Here is a 14,722-nt window from a genome sequence, read left to right as displayed (position 1 = left end):
TATTAAGCTCTTTTCGACTATGAGTCTTTTCTATATGAACCTCTATATGAAAACACGTTTGATTGACTAATATCGCCTCTACACTATGATTCTGTCAATGAAAAGTAAGTCGGTTGACACTATTCTCTCTTTTCTGGTTGATTTTATCATTCAAATTCTATTAGATTACTAGTTTCACCTTTCAAATGGGAAACAAGAGTTTTCAATTACCCATTTCTAGAACAAACCAAGATTCCCTCTTGATTGGAATTTTAATCCATGGTACGATGAGTTTGTTAAAAATAATTGAAGACGCACTAGGGGAGTCTTTTTAGAAGACTGAGATTGAACGAGAGTTCTAGACCCTCAAGACCTGATCCAGTTAGTACTGGCGTAGGGAAGTGGCATGGTTGTTTAAGAATTGTTATATCAGCCTCCACTTTTGTGGAGGCTTTTTGTGTTTAGCTAAGCTAGGCACGTTCACATTTTTTATATAAATCTACTAGGGGCGCCCTTTTGGCTGAGACGTACCCTTTGAACCTGATCTAGTTTGTACTAGCGTAGGGAAGTAGGTATTGATGCATGGTCCACTCATGTGCTTACCGCTTTCCGTTACAGGGAAGCGGTTTTATTTTTGCATTAAAAAGGAGGAATACATATGGGGAAATTCACAGAACGACTATTTAAAAATGTACAGCCGATTTGGGAAAAGAACCACTACCACCCTTTCGTCCAGGAACTCGGGAACGGAAGTCTCAAACGGGAAAAATTTATCCACTATATGAAGCAGGATTATGTGTACTTAATTGATTACGCGAAGCTTTTTGCTGCAGCTGTTACAAAAGCCCGTGACCTAGAGACGATGGACAAATTCGCACAAATTCTGCATGAAACGCTTCATTTTGAAATGGAGCTTCATCGTCAGTATGCGGCGGAATTTGGGATTACACGTGAGGAGCTAGAAGCAACAAAGCCAACACCAGTCAATCTTGCATACACCCGTTACATGTTAAATGTGGCGCAAAAAGGCAATCTTGCTGAAATCGTCTCTTGTCTCCTCCCTTGTGCTTGGGATTATTGGGAAATTGGCAAGCTCCTAAGAAAACAATATGGAGACAAAATCGAAAACAATCCTTATAAACAGTGGATTGAAACGTATGATTCTGAAACCTTTGGTGAGGGTGCAAAATGGTTGATTGATTTAATGGATAAACTAGCTGAAGGATTACCTGAACGTGAACTTGCCATTCTCGAAGAACATTTTCAAATCACGTCAAAATATGAATACCTATTCTGGGAGATGAACTACCTCGAACAGGATTGGCCAATTTAAGCAGGTGAACACATGACACTTTTACTGAAAAATGTTACCTATACCTTCCCGAAAGAAAAGAAGCCGATTATTTCAGACCTCAATCTGAAGATTGAGAAAGGCGAATTTGTCTCACTCATTGGGAAAAGTGGTACGGGAAAAAGCACAATCTTAAAGCTTATCACTGGACTGCTCAAACAGGCACTCGGTGAAATTACGATTAACGGGCAGCCAATTTCTCTTGGCGATGTTGGTTATATGCCGCAAAAAGACTTACTTCTTCCGTGGCGAACCGTCATGGATAACATCATGATTGGTGCAGAAATTCAGAAAGACTTACAACTCACAAAAGAAGATGCACGAAATTGGTTGAAGCGCGTTGGTCTAATAGATTATGAGCAAGCCCTCCCGAACCAAATTTCCGGTGGGATGAGACAAAGGGTCGCATTCTTACGAGCGATGTTAACGGGAAAAGAAGTCCTCCTTTTAGATGAACCGTTTGGTGCGCTGGATTCGATCACGAAAAAGGAAATGCAAGCATGGTTATTGTCGATTTGGCAGGAACTCGATAAAACGATCGTCTTCATCACCCATGATTTAGAAGAAGCTAGCTACTTGTCCGATCGAATCATCTTACTTAAACAATATTCAGTAGAAGAAATCGAAGTCCCTCTTCACCGACCCCGTCATGCAGATATGTTGCATTCGAGTGAGTTAGTCGGGTTAAGAAGAGAATTGGAGAAAAAGATCTAATGAGAAATTTTTTTAAAACTTACGGTTTATTTATTGTCTTTATGGTAGTTGCTCTTATTGCATTGGAGTACTTGGTACAGAGCGATATCATTCCTGCCTTTATTGTTCCTGCTCCAACTGATGTCGTCATCCATATAATTGAAAATTGGCGACCACTTATCTTTGAACATCTAGGAGCGACGATGCTTGAATTTGCGATTGGGTTTATCCTTGCAGTTGTCGGTGGTGTTGGTCTAGCAGTGAGCATGTTCTTTTCGAAAACAATTGAAAAAATGCTTTATCCAGCTGTATTGATTTCGCAAATGATTCCGATCATTGCCCTCTCACCCATTTTCGTACTGTGGTTTGGGTACACGATTTGGAGCAAGGTAGCCGTAACGATACTGATGTCATTCTTCCCGATTGTTGTCGGAGCGTACGACGGATTCAAATCGACGGATAAAGACTACATCGAACTACTTCGCTCGATGGGTGCGAGTAAGCGTCAAATTTTTACAAAGCTAAATATTCAAATGGCCTTTCCCTCCTTTTTCTCTGGACTGAAGATTGCTATTGTCTATTCTCTTGTTGGAGCAACGATTGGAGAATGGTTGGGAGCAAGTGAAGGATTAGGCTATTACAGCCGGCGGATGTCCGGTGATTTAAATGCAGATGGCGTCTTTGCTGCCATTGTCATTTTAACAATCGTGGGGATTATCCTTTTTGCCCTCACGGCGATGCTTGAAAAAAGAACATTACGTTGGAAAGAGACAGAATAAGGAGTGCAATTATTGATGAAAAAATTATTATGGTTATGCATGTTAATACTAGTGGTAGCAGGTTGTTCTAAGGAACAGACAAATGAAAAAGAAGAACTTACGATAATGCTTGATTGGTATCCAAACGCGGTACACTCAGCCCTATATACAGCTCAGGAAAAAGGCTATTTCGATGAAGAAGGCTTGGATGTCAAAATCGAAATGCCGGCTGACACAAATGACCCGTTAAAGCTTGCGGCTACAGGGAAAGTGGATTTGGCCATTAGCTATCAAACACAGCTGCTTTTATCTAGAGGCGAAGATATTCCTGTCGTTTCAATTGGTGCATTTGTGCGTCATTCTTTAGACGGCATCATGTATAAAAAAGGCAATGGGATTGAATCTCCAAAGGACTTAGTTGGGAAAAATGTAGGTTACCCGTCTTCATCTGTAAGTGAAGCAATTTTAAACACAATGGTAAAGCATGATGGTGGAGACCCAGAACAAGTGAAATTAACAGATGTAGGTTGGGACTTAATGCCTTCCCTTGCAACAGATAAAGTTGATGCACTTGTTGGTGCTTACGTGAATCATGAGTTGGTTCTATTGAAAAAAGAAGGCTATGACGTCGATATGTTTCCCCTTTCTGAATATGGTGTACCAGAAAACTATGAGCTAATTATTGTTACTGGTGAAAAGACATTAGAGAAGAAAGAAGAATCGATTAAAAAGTTCTGGAGTGCACTTTCTAAAGCTCAAGCTGATGTAAAAGCAGATCCGGAATCCGCTTTAGATGTTCTTTTTTCTCATGAAAATGAAAGCTTCCCACTTGAACGCGACGTAGAAACGGAAAGCTTAACTACACTACTTCCTTTAATGGTTGATGATGCTGTTCCATTCGGTTATCAAGAGGAAAAGGTGTGGCAGGATGTAGCCGATTGGTTATATGACAGTAAGGTTTTACAAGAAGAAGTTGATGTCAAAGAGGCTTATAAAAACATCGTCACAAAATAGAGAGGATGATTTTAAGTGAAGAAACTCAATAAGATGACGCTAACAGCCCTTATTGCTGCGATTACGACATTATCTAGCAGTTTGATTTACATCCCAGTTGGTTTTGCAAAAATCTTTCCCGTACAGCATTTTGCGAATGTTCTATCTGCTGTGCTACTTGGACCATGGTACGCGGTAGTTCAAGCCTTTCTTTCATCGTTACTACGAAATATTCTTGGAACTGGTAGCCTATTCGCCTTTCCTGGCAGCATGATTGGTGCATTACTGGCAGCAATTTTATACCAAAAAACGAAGAAACTTGCCTTCGCTGCTGTTGGTGAAGTCATTGGAACAGGCATCCTTGGAGCAATGGCAACTTACCCAATTGGTGTATTGTTGCTTGGTCAGGAAGCGAGCCTGTTTGGACTTGTCCCTGCCTTTGCTATTAGCTCTGTAACAGGTGCCATAATGGGTTATGGTCTATTAAAAATTCTAGCTAAGAATAACGCACTTGGAGGGATACTTCATGAAAACAGCACTCACAATCGCGGGCTCTGATTCTGGTGGTGGCGCTGGAATTCAAGCAGATTTAAAATCTTTTGCAGCAAATGGTGTGTACGGCATGTCTGTCATTACTGCAGTGACCGCACAAAACACACAGGAAGTTCGCTCAGTTCAAGACATTGATAATGAGATAATTCTTGACCAAATTGAAGTGGTTTTTGACGATATCCCAGTTGATGCGGTGAAAATCGGGATGCTCTCATCCCCTGCTACTGTAGAAACGGTGGCCGATGCTTTGAAGAAATACGAGCCTAAGCATATTGTCCTTGATCCAGTGATGGTTTCCAAAGGCGGACATCATCTATTAAGACAGGAAGCTATTCAGTCGTTGAAGGAGAAAATGATTCCCCTTGCGACGATTATTACGCCGAATATACCAGAAGCTGAAGTTTTAATTGGCGGTGAGATTGTCTCTTCAGAAGATATGCTTTCAGCCTGTAGGCAATTGCGAGAACTTGGAGCAAAGACTGTTTTATTAAAAGGTGGACATCTGGAAGGTGCGCCAAATGATTTGTTGTATGACGGAGAATCATTCCATTGGTTTTCGGGAGAACGCATTCAGACCAAAAATACGCATGGGACTGGTTGTACCCTTTCTTCTGCGATTGCAGCTAATCTTGCGAAGGGTCACACACTATATGACTCTGTCAAACTAGCAAAACATTATATTACGATTGCGATTGAGCATAGTCTAGCACTAGGTCATGGTCATGGCCCGACGAATCATTTTTACGAGTTATATAGAAAGGCTGGTGTGAAAAATGAACTGTAAAGATATATTTGCACGCGTAAAGGATGTTCAGCCTCTTGTTCACCATTTAACAAATAATGTAACCATTAATGACTGTGCCAATGTGACTCTTGCCATTGGTGGGTCCCCTGTCATGGCGACAAGTATTGAAGAAGTTGCTGATATGGTGCAGCTTGCACAAGCGCTTGTGATTAATTTCGGAACGATTGATGATACGATGTATGAAGCAATGATTGTCGCTGGTCAAGCAGCGAATCGAAAAGGGATTCCTGTTGTGTTCGATCCAGTTGGTGTTGGTGCTACTCCTTTCCGTACGAATCGAGCGAATGATTATTTGGAAAAAGTGAAAATTTCAATCGTCAGAGGAAATGCTTCGGAAGTATTCGCTTTGATTGGTGGTGAGGTGCAGACGCGCGGGGTTGATGCTGGAGATGTGTCTATTTCGAAAAAAGAGCTTGCTGTTGAAGCTGCTAAGAAGTTGGATGCTATTACTGTTATTAGTGGTGAAGTCGATTATGTTTCCAATGGTACGGATGTTGTGGGGATTGAAAACGGCGATATTTGGTTAACGAGAATTACGGGTACTGGTTGTACGACGGCTTCTTTAATAGCTGCTTTTGCTGGTTCAACTGATGATTGGTTTGCAGCTAGTGTTGCAGGCATGTCAACGATGAGCCTTGCTGGTGAACGAGCGAAAAAGCATTTGAAGGAACATGACGGTATCGGTACTTACAGAATGAAGTTAATGGATGAAATCTCACTCATGAACGGCGACGTTTGGGAAGAAGGTGTACGACTCGTATGAAAGAAACACTGAAACTCTATTTGGTGACAGAAGAATCAGTCCCGCTCGAACAACTTTTAACAATTGTAGAAGAGGCCATTAGAGGTGGCGTGACTTGTGTCCAGCTTCGCGAAAAAAAGAATTCTGGGAAGCTATTTTTCGAAAAAGCCGTGAAGCTGAAAGAATTAACTTCACGCTATGAGGTTCCCCTCTACATCAATGACCGTGTTGATATCGCCCTTGCAGCAAATGCAGATGGCATCCATGTAGGCCAAGAGGATCTTCCTTTGGCAGAAATTAAGAAGATTGTCCCTTCTTCTATGCTTGTCGGCGTTTCTGCTGGAACAGTTGAGGAAGCTCTTGCAGCTGAAAGGGACGGAGCTGACTATATTGGTGTTGGTGCTGTCTTCCCTACTAAGTCTAAGGACAATGCGAAGCTTTTACCTGAAGGTGAGCTTGAAAGAATAATAGATGCAGTTTCCATACCAGTTGTGGCAATTGGCGGCATCCAGCTCGAGAATATTTCGCAGATACGGGATATTGGAATTGCTGGTGTTGCGGTTGTGTCGGAGATTATGAGAGCGGAGAATCCCTTGGAAGCGGCAGAAGCTTTGAGAAAAGATATTTTGTGATTTTAAAGGAGCTTGGGAAATTTCAAGCTCCTTTTTACTCAATTACGATTTCACCTTCTTGAGAAGGTACCTCAAATCCATTCAGGAAAGATGTTAAGATATCTTCAGTGATCGTGAATGCTGCATTTGCATCAAATCTTTTACTGCGTTCTTTCAAGCGTGCCCGTAGAACTTCTGGACTCACTTTCAAATAGATAAGCCTCCATTCCCCGCCAGTATTTTCGATTAACTGCTTATAATCATTTCGTTTGGCTCTTTGCCAAAAGCTAAAATCGATAACAACATTATGTTTGTCCTCAATCAGACGAATCAATTCAACACGTAGCCTTATTTCAGCTTCAACTTTATAATTTTCATAGTTTTCAACAGGATAGTCGATACCAAAGCGTCCATTGACTTTCCAAATCTCTTCATCAATCGAGAGGCGTGCAAACCCTTTTTGTTCTAACTCTTGTGCAAATGTAGTCTTTCCTGAACCTGCGACCCCACACATCATAATAATGAGTGGCTTTAATGTCTTTTGTTTTAAAAAGTCATCTAGAGTAGCTGTCATCATGACCTCCTATTAAACGCGTGTACGCTTCCCTTCGCTAAATTTGATATCTATTACGGAATTTTCCAACTAAAGTTTCAAGAAAAAAGGCTAGTATCGAATCGAATACTAGCCTTTCTATTGTTAGTTTTTACGAATCTTTTTCACTTCATCTGCTACTGCTTGAACCTGCGGTCCAACAATAACTTGGATATTATGTGCTCCTACCACGTTTATACCAGGAACTCCTGTTGTCTTAATCTTATTCTGATCGACAACATCCATATCTTTTACTTCAACACGTAGACGAGTTGCACAATGGTCAACTGAAACGACGTTGTCATCGCCACCTAGTGCTGAATAGATGGTTTCTGCCATTACTCCAAAACGATCTTTAGATCCACTTTGAACGATTTGCTCATCAGCAACATCATCATCTTCGCGACCTGGTGTTTTTAAGTTCAACTTCACGATAAGGAAGCGGAAAATGAAGTAGTAAATCACTGCAAAGACTAAACCCTGAACGATAAGCATGTACGGTTTATTTGCTAATGGAAGCTGTGAACTTAGGACAAAGTCAATCAAACCTGCACTAAATCCGAAACCAGCTGTCCATTCGAACATAGCCGCAATGGCTAATGAAATACCTGTTAAAATGGCATGAACAAAGAATAAAACTGGAGCTAAGAACATAAATGCGAATTCGATCGGTTCTGTTACCCCTGTTAAAAATGCAGCAAGACCACCTGCTAAAAGTAGAGAAGCTGCTTGCTTTTTACGCTTTGTTTTTGCTGTATGATACATTGCAAGGGCTGCGGCAGGTAACCCAAACATCATAACTGGGAAGAATCCAGCCTGGTATCTTCCTGTAATACCTAGCTCTCCCTCACCTGACCAGAAGTTTTTAATATCATTGATTCCAGCTACATCGAACCAGAATACATTGTTTAAGGCGTGGTGTAAGCCTGTTGGGATCAGGATACGGTTAAAGAATCCGTATAATCCAGCACCTAATGCGCCTAATCCACTAATGAATTCACCAAATGAAACAAGAGCTGTGTAAATGAATGGCCACACAAATAACATTACTAGCGATACAACTAGCATTACTGCTGCTGTTAAAATCGGTACTAAACGTTTTCCGCTAAAGAATGCTAATGCATCTGGTAGCTTCACTTGACTATAACGATTATATAAGGCCGCTGAAATACCACCTGAAAGAATTCCAATAAAGACGTTTTTAATACCATTAAATGCAAGGTTTACTTCTTCAAGTGGGATTTGTTGCAGATTCGCAACTGACTCAGGTGAAAGTAATTTTGTGATAACGAGATAACCAACTAAAGCACTTAATGCAGATGGTCCATCCTTTTCCTTCGTCATTCCAATCCCTACCCCAACAGCAAAGAGAATAGGAATGAAATCTAAAATCGATGACCCAGCACCAATAAAGAATGCTGCAAATGGGTTTCCAGAGCCCCAACCTTCACTGTCGATGGCATACCCAATCCCCATAAGGATGGCAGCAGCCGGTAAGACAGCAACTGGTAGCATCAAGGACTTACCAAGATTCTGTAAATATTTCATCATGGTAAAAACCTCCTTCTTTTATGTAGTTTTTCTAGTAAAATGGTAAAACTGCTTTGATTATAGCATTGTCGGAATTGGTTGTACATACAACTGAGGCAATGAGTGACTGTGAGGATATCGTGTGTATGTTAGAAAAGCTTACTTTGTACAGATTTTACAAAAAACAAAGGAGTCGTCTCGAAATTTTTTCACTTCTTGTTGTAATGCATCAAGGTCTGTAGAACAGATTTTTTCGATTACTGTTTTTCTCCCAGCATCTGTAGGTCTATGAAGGATGTGGCAATCTGCGAGATGAATAACGTTGTAATTGTACTGCACCAAAGACCCTCCGAAATGATTAAACACGAAACCAGTTGGATGTTCCGCTAGCCAGTTTTCGTATTCTGCTTCATTTTCTTTAAATCTTTGAATCATGTTATCTTCTCCCTTCTTGATTATTTATATTGAAGTAATGAGTGATAGTAGTCGCTATCCCTCATTACTTAATACCCTCTAAGTTTTAGGTGGCTAATACTAGCCCCTATCCTTTATATATTCTCTTCTTTCCATTAAAATCCTACTTTGTCTTTAATTTCTTTCAGAAAGGGGCGGCTAATCGTTCTTGCTTTTTCTGCCCCCTCTTTCAAAATACGGTCGATCGTGGCAGGTGAAGCCATTAGTTCCTTATACTTTTCACGCGGCTCTTCAATGAACCGATTGATCACTTCAAACAAATCTCGCTTCACTTCTCCCCATCCAATTCCGTCCGCATAACGTTCTTTCATCTCTGCAATTTCAACATCCGTTGCGAATTCTTTGTACAGCATGAACAGAATAGAATTCTCGGTGTCCTTCGGTGCTTCAGGTGGCAGTGAATCTGTTTTGATTTTGTTAATATGTTTTTGTAATTTAGCAGGATCTTCAAACAATGGAATTGTGTTGCCGTAGCTCTTACTCATTTTTCGACCATCTAATCCTGGTAAAACAGCTGTATCTTCCTGAATTATGAATTCTGGTAAAACGAATGTCTCCCCATACTGATGATTAAAGCTTTCCGCTAGATCCCGTGCAATTTCGATGTGCTGGATTTGGTCTTTCCCTACAGGCACAACTTCTGTTTTAAACATCAAGATATCTGCAGCCATAAGAATTGGGTAGTTGAATAAACCCATATTTACACCATGATCTTGCTCTCTTCCTGCTAATCTATTTTCATCGACAATTGCCTTATATGCATGGGCGCGATTCATTAACCCTTTTGACGACAAGCAACTTAAAATCCAATTTAATTCGAAAATTTCTTGGACATCGGATTGTCGGTAAAAGATCACCTGTTCTGGATCAAGTCCGAGGGCTAACCATGTTGCCGCAACTCCGTATGATAAGCGTTTAAATTCTGCAGCGTCCGTTTGCTTTGTTAGACCGTGATAATCCGCCACGAAGTAGACGGGTGCATAATCATTTCCCTGAGCTAATTCTAGGGCAGGTTTGATAGCCCCCATATAATTACCTAAATGAATTTCTCCAGTTGGTTTGATACCTGTTAAAATAGTTTTCACTTTTTCCACCTCCAAAAAAATAAAAAAAGGGCTACTCATCCAAAAATAAGGAGAGTAACCCGTGGTGCCACCTTCATTCGTTCACATTCGTAAACGCACTTTCTGTACAGAAACGATCAAACGTTTCGATACATAGTCTTTTTTATCGGTAAGACAATCCGCTATGCCTACTAAGAAGGTTCAGCCTAGTCGCTCAGAAGCCCATTCACCATTTATCCCGCGCTGATTCGCACCATCCATCAGCTCTCTTAAGCGTTCCAAATGCCTACTCTTCTTCGTCGTCGCGTTTGAAATATTATTGTTATTCTAAATTATGGTAATTGATTGGTCAAGAAAAAATTCAACTAATCTTCTCGTCGACATTGTTTTCTACTTTCTTGTTCAGAAATGTTTTTATCAAGGGAAATATCATTTATACGAACCTCATTCTCTGGAGTATCCGTCACTGAGAATCTTAGTGTATGATAAGGACCATCATGATGTCCAGAATAATTGAGCGCACTGGCATAAACGATGTGTCTGGATGTACTTCCTCCGATTCTAACGATTTTATCGATTTTCGGGCACAAAATGTAGTCATTAAATTCATCGCCAACATACGTTAAATATCTTTGGTACAATGTTTCCTCCAATAATTCCTCTTTTGGTGCACCTTTACTTTCGTATTTCCACCCTACCAATAGCCAGTCAAATAGTTCGATTGATTTCAATCTTGTTTGAACATGGTCTACGGTGTAAATGACCTCACCGTCTACTAACGTGCAAACCCTTTGGCCATTATCAGAAGTACAATTGTATGCCGGCTCTATGGTAGCAACCGTACCTGATGTCAAATTGATTTCAAGTGTAGCTGGAGGGTTTTGTTCTTTTATACTCGTTGTTTCAGGAGACTTTTCGGCGTTGTTAATCCATTTAAGAACTTTTTCAATGACAACTTCTTCATACCCATCATACCTGCTAAAGGTCCGATTCCCACCGGAGGAACGTTTAACTTCGATAGTATTAACATCTTCAAAAATTAATGCTTGAAAATTTGCATAAACTTCATGTGGTAAAAAAACGAACAGAATCAATAGAACCATTTTTTTCAAGAGAATCTCCGCCTCTGTTTTAGGTTTTGCAGATATTTTCTCCTGAATAAGCTATTACATTCATTATCTAAAAAGACAGTTAAACCCACGAAGGATTCGCATATGATTTAACATCACTCTCGCATGCCGCCCTTCCGGAGTGTAAGGGTTTTGCAATTGTTCAAGTCTGAACATAAATTCATTGTCACACATACAACGATCGCGCGTGTACATGTAGCACATATCATGCCTTTGACATGCAGCATCAACCGCATTAATAGGTGCGGCAGGCCCACTACAGCCAGGACCACACCAGTTATAACCTGGAAACAAACAAAACCTTGGCATCCTCCTCACCTCCTTGCACACACTTTTTGTAATCAAGATATGTCTGGCAAGAAGGTGTGGATATAGTCATTTATCTTCGGAAGTGATATTTTCTAACATTAATATGTTATTAAGTATTTATTGTTCTACTTTTTCGTAGTAAAATATTATTTAAAAATAGAAAGAGGTACATAAATGAATTCATCAAAGATCAAAGAGTTAGTCATTACAGCTCTTTTCATTGCTTTAACTTTTGTGGCGACAATGTTTATCAACATCCGCCTTCCGTTAGTGGGGAGCGGTGGTCTAGTCCATCTAGGTAATCTACCGCTTTTCTTAGCTGCTTTCATGTTTGGTAAAAGAACGGCTATGATCGCAGGTGCTTTTGGAATGGCGCTATTTGATTTAGTTTTAGGCTGGACACTATGGGCTCCATTTACGTTTGTAATCGTAGGGGCAATGGGGTATGTAGCTGGACTAATCGCTGAGAAGGTACCAGGTAAAAAAGTATGGGTATACAGCCTAGCGATTTTTATTGCGATGGTGATTAAGGTTGTAGGTTACTACTTTACTGAAGTTATCCTGTATGGAAACTGGGTTCTTCCTTTCGGTTCAATCCCAGGAAACATCATGCAGGTTGTTCTAGCTGGTATTGTTGTAGTACCACTGGTTGCTAGACTAAAGAATAACAAAGCTGTACAAATTAACTAAACCAAGTGATAAAAGGACCGTTTACTTAAATTGAAAAGTAGACGGTCCTTTTTTATTATCTTTCCAACTAAATACCACATCTATTATAATGAGAGAAAATACCGAAGAAACGGAGAAAACCAGTGATACTCGTAATTGATAACTATGATTCTTTTACCTATAACTTAGTTCAATACATCCAGCAAATTGGTGAAGAACTAGTGATTGTTCGCAATGATCAAGTGACGTTGGACGAAATCAAACGCTTGAACCCTGATTCGATACTCATCTCCCCTGGTCCTGGTAATCCTCAGTCTGCTGGAATTTGTTTAGATATCGTGACGAGATTCCACCAAGTAATCCCGATCTTAGGAGTATGCTTAGGTCATCAAATCATCGCAGAAGCGTTTGGTGCCATTGTAAAAAAAGCGAACCAGCCTATGCACGGGAAGGTTTCACAAATTGAGCATGATCAACAAGGGGTCTTCGCAAACATTCCGAGGCGGTTACAGGTGACACGCTACCATTCGTTAGTTGTTGATAAAAATAGTCTCCCTTCTTGTCTTGAAATTACAGCACAAAGTGAAGATGGCGAAATTATGGGGATTCGTCATAAACAATATCGAGTTGAGGGTGTCCAATTCCATCCAGAGGCCATTTTGACAGAACAAGGCTTACAGATGGTTCAAAATTTTTTCAAAAAGGAAAACAAGCATGAAAATAAAACAGCCACTTTTAACATTTGATTTTGCTAACAAACCTCTCACATTTACAAACCCAATAAAGGTCATCACTGCTCATACGATTGAAGAAGTCATACCTTGCTTCGTGCAGATTCAGGAGGCAATTGACCACGGTTATTATGTTGCTGGTTACCTTTCTTATGAAAGTGCCCCTGCCTTTGATTCAGCTTATAAGGTAAATGCCAAGCCACAAATGCCTTTGCTTTGGTTTGGAATATTTTCAGAGCCACAGCAGCAGTCTTTGCATAGTGAAGGTCCCTATTCAATTACTGATTGGACTCCATCGGTTTCAATGGATGAATATGAAGCTTCTATCCAATCTATTAAAAATGCCATTGAAGATGGCGATACGTATCAGACGAACTATACGATTCGCCTTCATTCACAGTTCGAAGGAGATGAGATTGCTTATTATACGAAACTTAAAAAGGCCCAATCCTCCAATTATTGCGCGTATCTAAATACTGGAGAATATAGCTTCTTGTCTGCGTCACCAGAACTATTTTTCCACCTAAAGAATGACGAGATAACCACGCGTCCAATGAAAGGCACGATCAAGCGAGGAAAGTCTTTTGAAGAAGATGAAAAAAACGCACGTTGGCTCTATCAATCTGAGAAAAACCGTGCGGAAAACGTGATGATTGTCGACCTGCTTCGCAATGACTTGGGGATGATTGCGGTACCTGGTACGGTTCAAGTTCCGGAGTTGTTCAATATTGAACAGTACCCTACTGTTCACCAGATGACATCTACTATTACTGCAAAAATAATGCCTACCACAAAAATCGTGGATATTTTCCGTGGTCTTTTTCCGTGTGGGTCCATTACGGGTGCACCGAAGATTAGTACCATGGAAATTATTGCGGATTTGGAGTCTGAGTCGCGTGATGTCTATTGTGGTGCGATTGGATATATTACTCCGTCTAAGGAAGCAATCTTTAATGTGCCTATTCGTACGGTTGTGATTGATCAAAAATCAGGCGCTGCTACTTATGGGGTTGGTGGTGGGATTACTTGGGATTCGACCACTGCAGGTGAATATGAAGAAATACTAGCGAAAGCAAGTTTGTTAAAGGCGGAGAAACCAGAGTTTCAATTACTGGAGAGCTTACTCTTAAAAGATGGTGAGTACTTTTTACTTGAAGAACATCTCTCTCGTCTTGAAAATTCGGCAAAATACTTTAACATTCCTTTTGATTTAGATGAAGTACGTAGGAAATTGACTTCATTGTGCAATGAACAAGGTGAATTTAAAGTTCGTCTCGTACTAGGTGAAAACATCAAGGTTGAGGCTCAGCCGATAACAAGATTCAGTGAGCCGTTAAGAATTGTTTTGGCAGATAAACCGATCGATAACTCCAATCTATTTTTATATCACAAAACTACTCATCGAGAGGTGTATTCTCAATTTCAAAAACGATTCCCTGAGGTGTTTGATGTTCTTCTATGGAATTCCGATGGTGAATTAACCGAGTTTACGAATGGAAATGTGGTTGTAGAGCTCGATGGTCAGCGATACACCCCTCCCATTAGCAGTGGTTTACTTGGTGGTACTTATCGTCAAAGACTACTTGCTGAAGGTGAAATTCAAGAAAAAGTTCTTAAAGTCGAGGATTTGAGAAATTGCACGATAATCTGGTTTATTAATAGTGTACGAAAATGGTTGGAAGTTGAATTGAAATGATTTTTAGAAACTGACATACAATACATAACATACAAAAAAACAA

The 14,722-nt window shown here is 40.3% G+C and carries 17 protein-coding genes, 2 riboswitches and 1 other annotated feature; of the genes, 11 read left to right on the top strand and 6 right to left on the bottom strand.

Going from position 1 to position 14,722, the window contains the following annotated elements; genetic code table 11:
• Positions 1–288: 288 nt before the first annotated feature.
• Positions 289–396, top strand: a riboswitch (TPP riboswitch).
• Between the two features lie 77 nt (positions 397–473).
• A riboswitch (TPP riboswitch) is annotated at positions 474–563 on the top strand.
• A gap of 74 nt (positions 564–637) precedes the next feature.
• The 8 genes from tenA to thiE are packed head-to-tail and all read left to right on the top strand — an operon-like array spanning position 638 to position 6,505.
• A complete protein-coding gene (gene tenA, locus FA727_RS06380) occupies positions 638–1,312 on the top strand; it encodes a thiaminase II (protein WP_136830050.1) in 675 nt (224 codons plus the stop codon).
• Between the two features lie 12 nt (positions 1,313–1,324).
• A complete protein-coding gene (locus FA727_RS06375; RefSeq protein ID WP_136830048.1) occupies positions 1,325–2,044 on the top strand; it encodes an ABC transporter ATP-binding protein in 720 nt (239 codons plus the stop codon).
• Complete coding sequence (locus FA727_RS06370; protein WP_136830046.1) at positions 2,044–2,802, top strand: ABC transporter permease; 759 nt, start codon at positions 2,044–2,046, stop codon at positions 2,800–2,802. The genes FA727_RS06375 and FA727_RS06370 overlap by 1 nt, the downstream gene beginning before the upstream one ends.
• Positions 2,803–2,817: 15 nt before the next feature.
• Positions 2,818–3,795 (top strand): ABC transporter substrate-binding protein, encoded by a 978-nt coding sequence (locus tag FA727_RS06365; protein ID WP_136830044.1) that lies wholly within the window; start codon positions 2,818–2,820, stop codon positions 3,793–3,795.
• Between the two features lie 33 nt (positions 3,796–3,828).
• Complete coding sequence (gene thiW / locus FA727_RS06360; protein WP_438646623.1) at positions 3,829–4,332, top strand: energy coupling factor transporter S component ThiW; 504 nt, start codon at positions 3,829–3,831, stop codon at positions 4,330–4,332.
• Positions 4,301–5,110, top strand: coding sequence for a bifunctional hydroxymethylpyrimidine kinase/phosphomethylpyrimidine kinase (gene thiD, locus FA727_RS06355; protein WP_136830040.1), 810 nt, complete (start codon positions 4,301–4,303; stop codon positions 5,108–5,110). The genes thiW and thiD overlap by 32 nt, the downstream gene beginning before the upstream one ends.
• On the top strand, positions 5,100–5,894 hold the full coding sequence (thiM, locus tag FA727_RS06350) for a hydroxyethylthiazole kinase (protein WP_136830038.1): 795 nt from the start codon (positions 5,100–5,102) through the stop codon (positions 5,892–5,894). The genes thiD and thiM overlap by 11 nt, the downstream gene beginning before the upstream one ends.
• Positions 5,891–6,505: a thiamine phosphate synthase gene (gene thiE, locus FA727_RS06345; RefSeq protein WP_136830036.1), complete on the top strand. Its 615-nt coding sequence runs from the start codon at positions 5,891–5,893 to the stop codon at positions 6,503–6,505. Before thiM ends, thiE begins: the two co-directional genes overlap by 4 nt.
• 34 nt (positions 6,506–6,539) lie before the next feature.
• Here the strand turns inward: thiE and FA727_RS06340 are convergent, their stop codons facing one another.
• The 6 genes from FA727_RS06340 to FA727_RS24660 all read right to left on the bottom strand — a co-directional run bounded on the left by FA727_RS06340 (position 6,540) and on the right by FA727_RS24660 (position 11,583).
• On the bottom strand, positions 6,540–7,058 hold the full coding sequence (locus tag FA727_RS06340; protein ID WP_136830034.1) for a P-loop nucleotide/nucleoside kinase family protein: 519 nt from the start codon (positions 7,056–7,058) through the stop codon (positions 6,540–6,542).
• Positions 7,059–7,181: 123 nt separating this feature from the next.
• Positions 7,182–8,627, bottom strand: a complete 1,446-nt coding sequence (nagE, locus tag FA727_RS06335; protein WP_136830032.1) for an N-acetylglucosamine-specific PTS transporter subunit IIBC — start codon at positions 8,625–8,627, stop codon at positions 7,182–7,184.
• Between the two features lie 138 nt (positions 8,628–8,765).
• A complete protein-coding gene (locus tag FA727_RS06330) occupies positions 8,766–9,041 on the bottom strand; it encodes a hypothetical protein (protein ID WP_136830030.1) in 276 nt (91 codons plus the stop codon).
• 134 nt (positions 9,042–9,175) lie between these two features.
• On the bottom strand, positions 9,176–10,204 hold the full coding sequence (locus FA727_RS06325; RefSeq protein ID WP_136830028.1) for a tryptophan--tRNA ligase: 1,029 nt from the start codon (positions 10,202–10,204) through the stop codon (positions 9,176–9,178).
• Positions 10,205–10,209: 5 nt separating this feature from the next.
• Positions 10,210–10,456 (bottom strand) — a binding site (T-box leader).
• 53 nt (positions 10,457–10,509) lie between these two features.
• Positions 10,510–11,256 carry a hypothetical protein gene (locus FA727_RS06320; RefSeq protein WP_136830026.1) on the bottom strand — a complete coding sequence of 249 codons (747 nt, stop codon included), beginning with the start codon at positions 11,254–11,256 and terminating at the stop codon, positions 10,510–10,512.
• A gap of 63 nt (positions 11,257–11,319) precedes the next feature.
• Positions 11,320–11,583 (bottom strand): phospholipase, encoded by a 264-nt coding sequence (locus tag FA727_RS24660; protein WP_220096736.1) that lies wholly within the window; start codon positions 11,581–11,583, stop codon positions 11,320–11,322.
• Between the two features lie 174 nt (positions 11,584–11,757).
• Here FA727_RS24660 and FA727_RS06310 point away from each other — a divergent pair, with 174 nt between their 5' ends.
• The 3 genes from FA727_RS06310 (at position 11,758) to pabB (ending at position 14,679) form a co-directional block, all read left to right on the top strand.
• Positions 11,758–12,273 carry an ECF transporter S component gene (locus FA727_RS06310; RefSeq protein ID WP_136830022.1) on the top strand — a complete coding sequence of 172 codons (516 nt, stop codon included), beginning with the start codon at positions 11,758–11,760 and terminating at the stop codon, positions 12,271–12,273.
• A 122-nt stretch (positions 12,274–12,395) separates the two neighbouring features.
• Positions 12,396–12,998, top strand: a complete 603-nt coding sequence (locus FA727_RS06305; protein WP_136830020.1) for an anthranilate synthase component II — start codon at positions 12,396–12,398, stop codon at positions 12,996–12,998.
• Complete coding sequence (gene pabB, locus FA727_RS06300; protein ID WP_136830018.1) at positions 12,967–14,679, top strand: aminodeoxychorismate synthase component I; 1,713 nt, start codon at positions 12,967–12,969, stop codon at positions 14,677–14,679. The genes FA727_RS06305 and pabB overlap by 32 nt, the downstream gene beginning before the upstream one ends.
• Positions 14,680–14,722: the final 43 nt, after the last annotated feature.

The organism is Robertmurraya kyonggiensis, assembly GCF_005116465.1.
GTDB classification, from domain to species: Bacteria; Bacillota; Bacilli; order Bacillales; family Cytobacillaceae; genus Robertmurraya; species Robertmurraya kyonggiensis.
The sequence above is the reverse complement of the archived record's forward strand: the minus strand, read 5'-3'. Positions and strand labels throughout refer to the sequence as shown.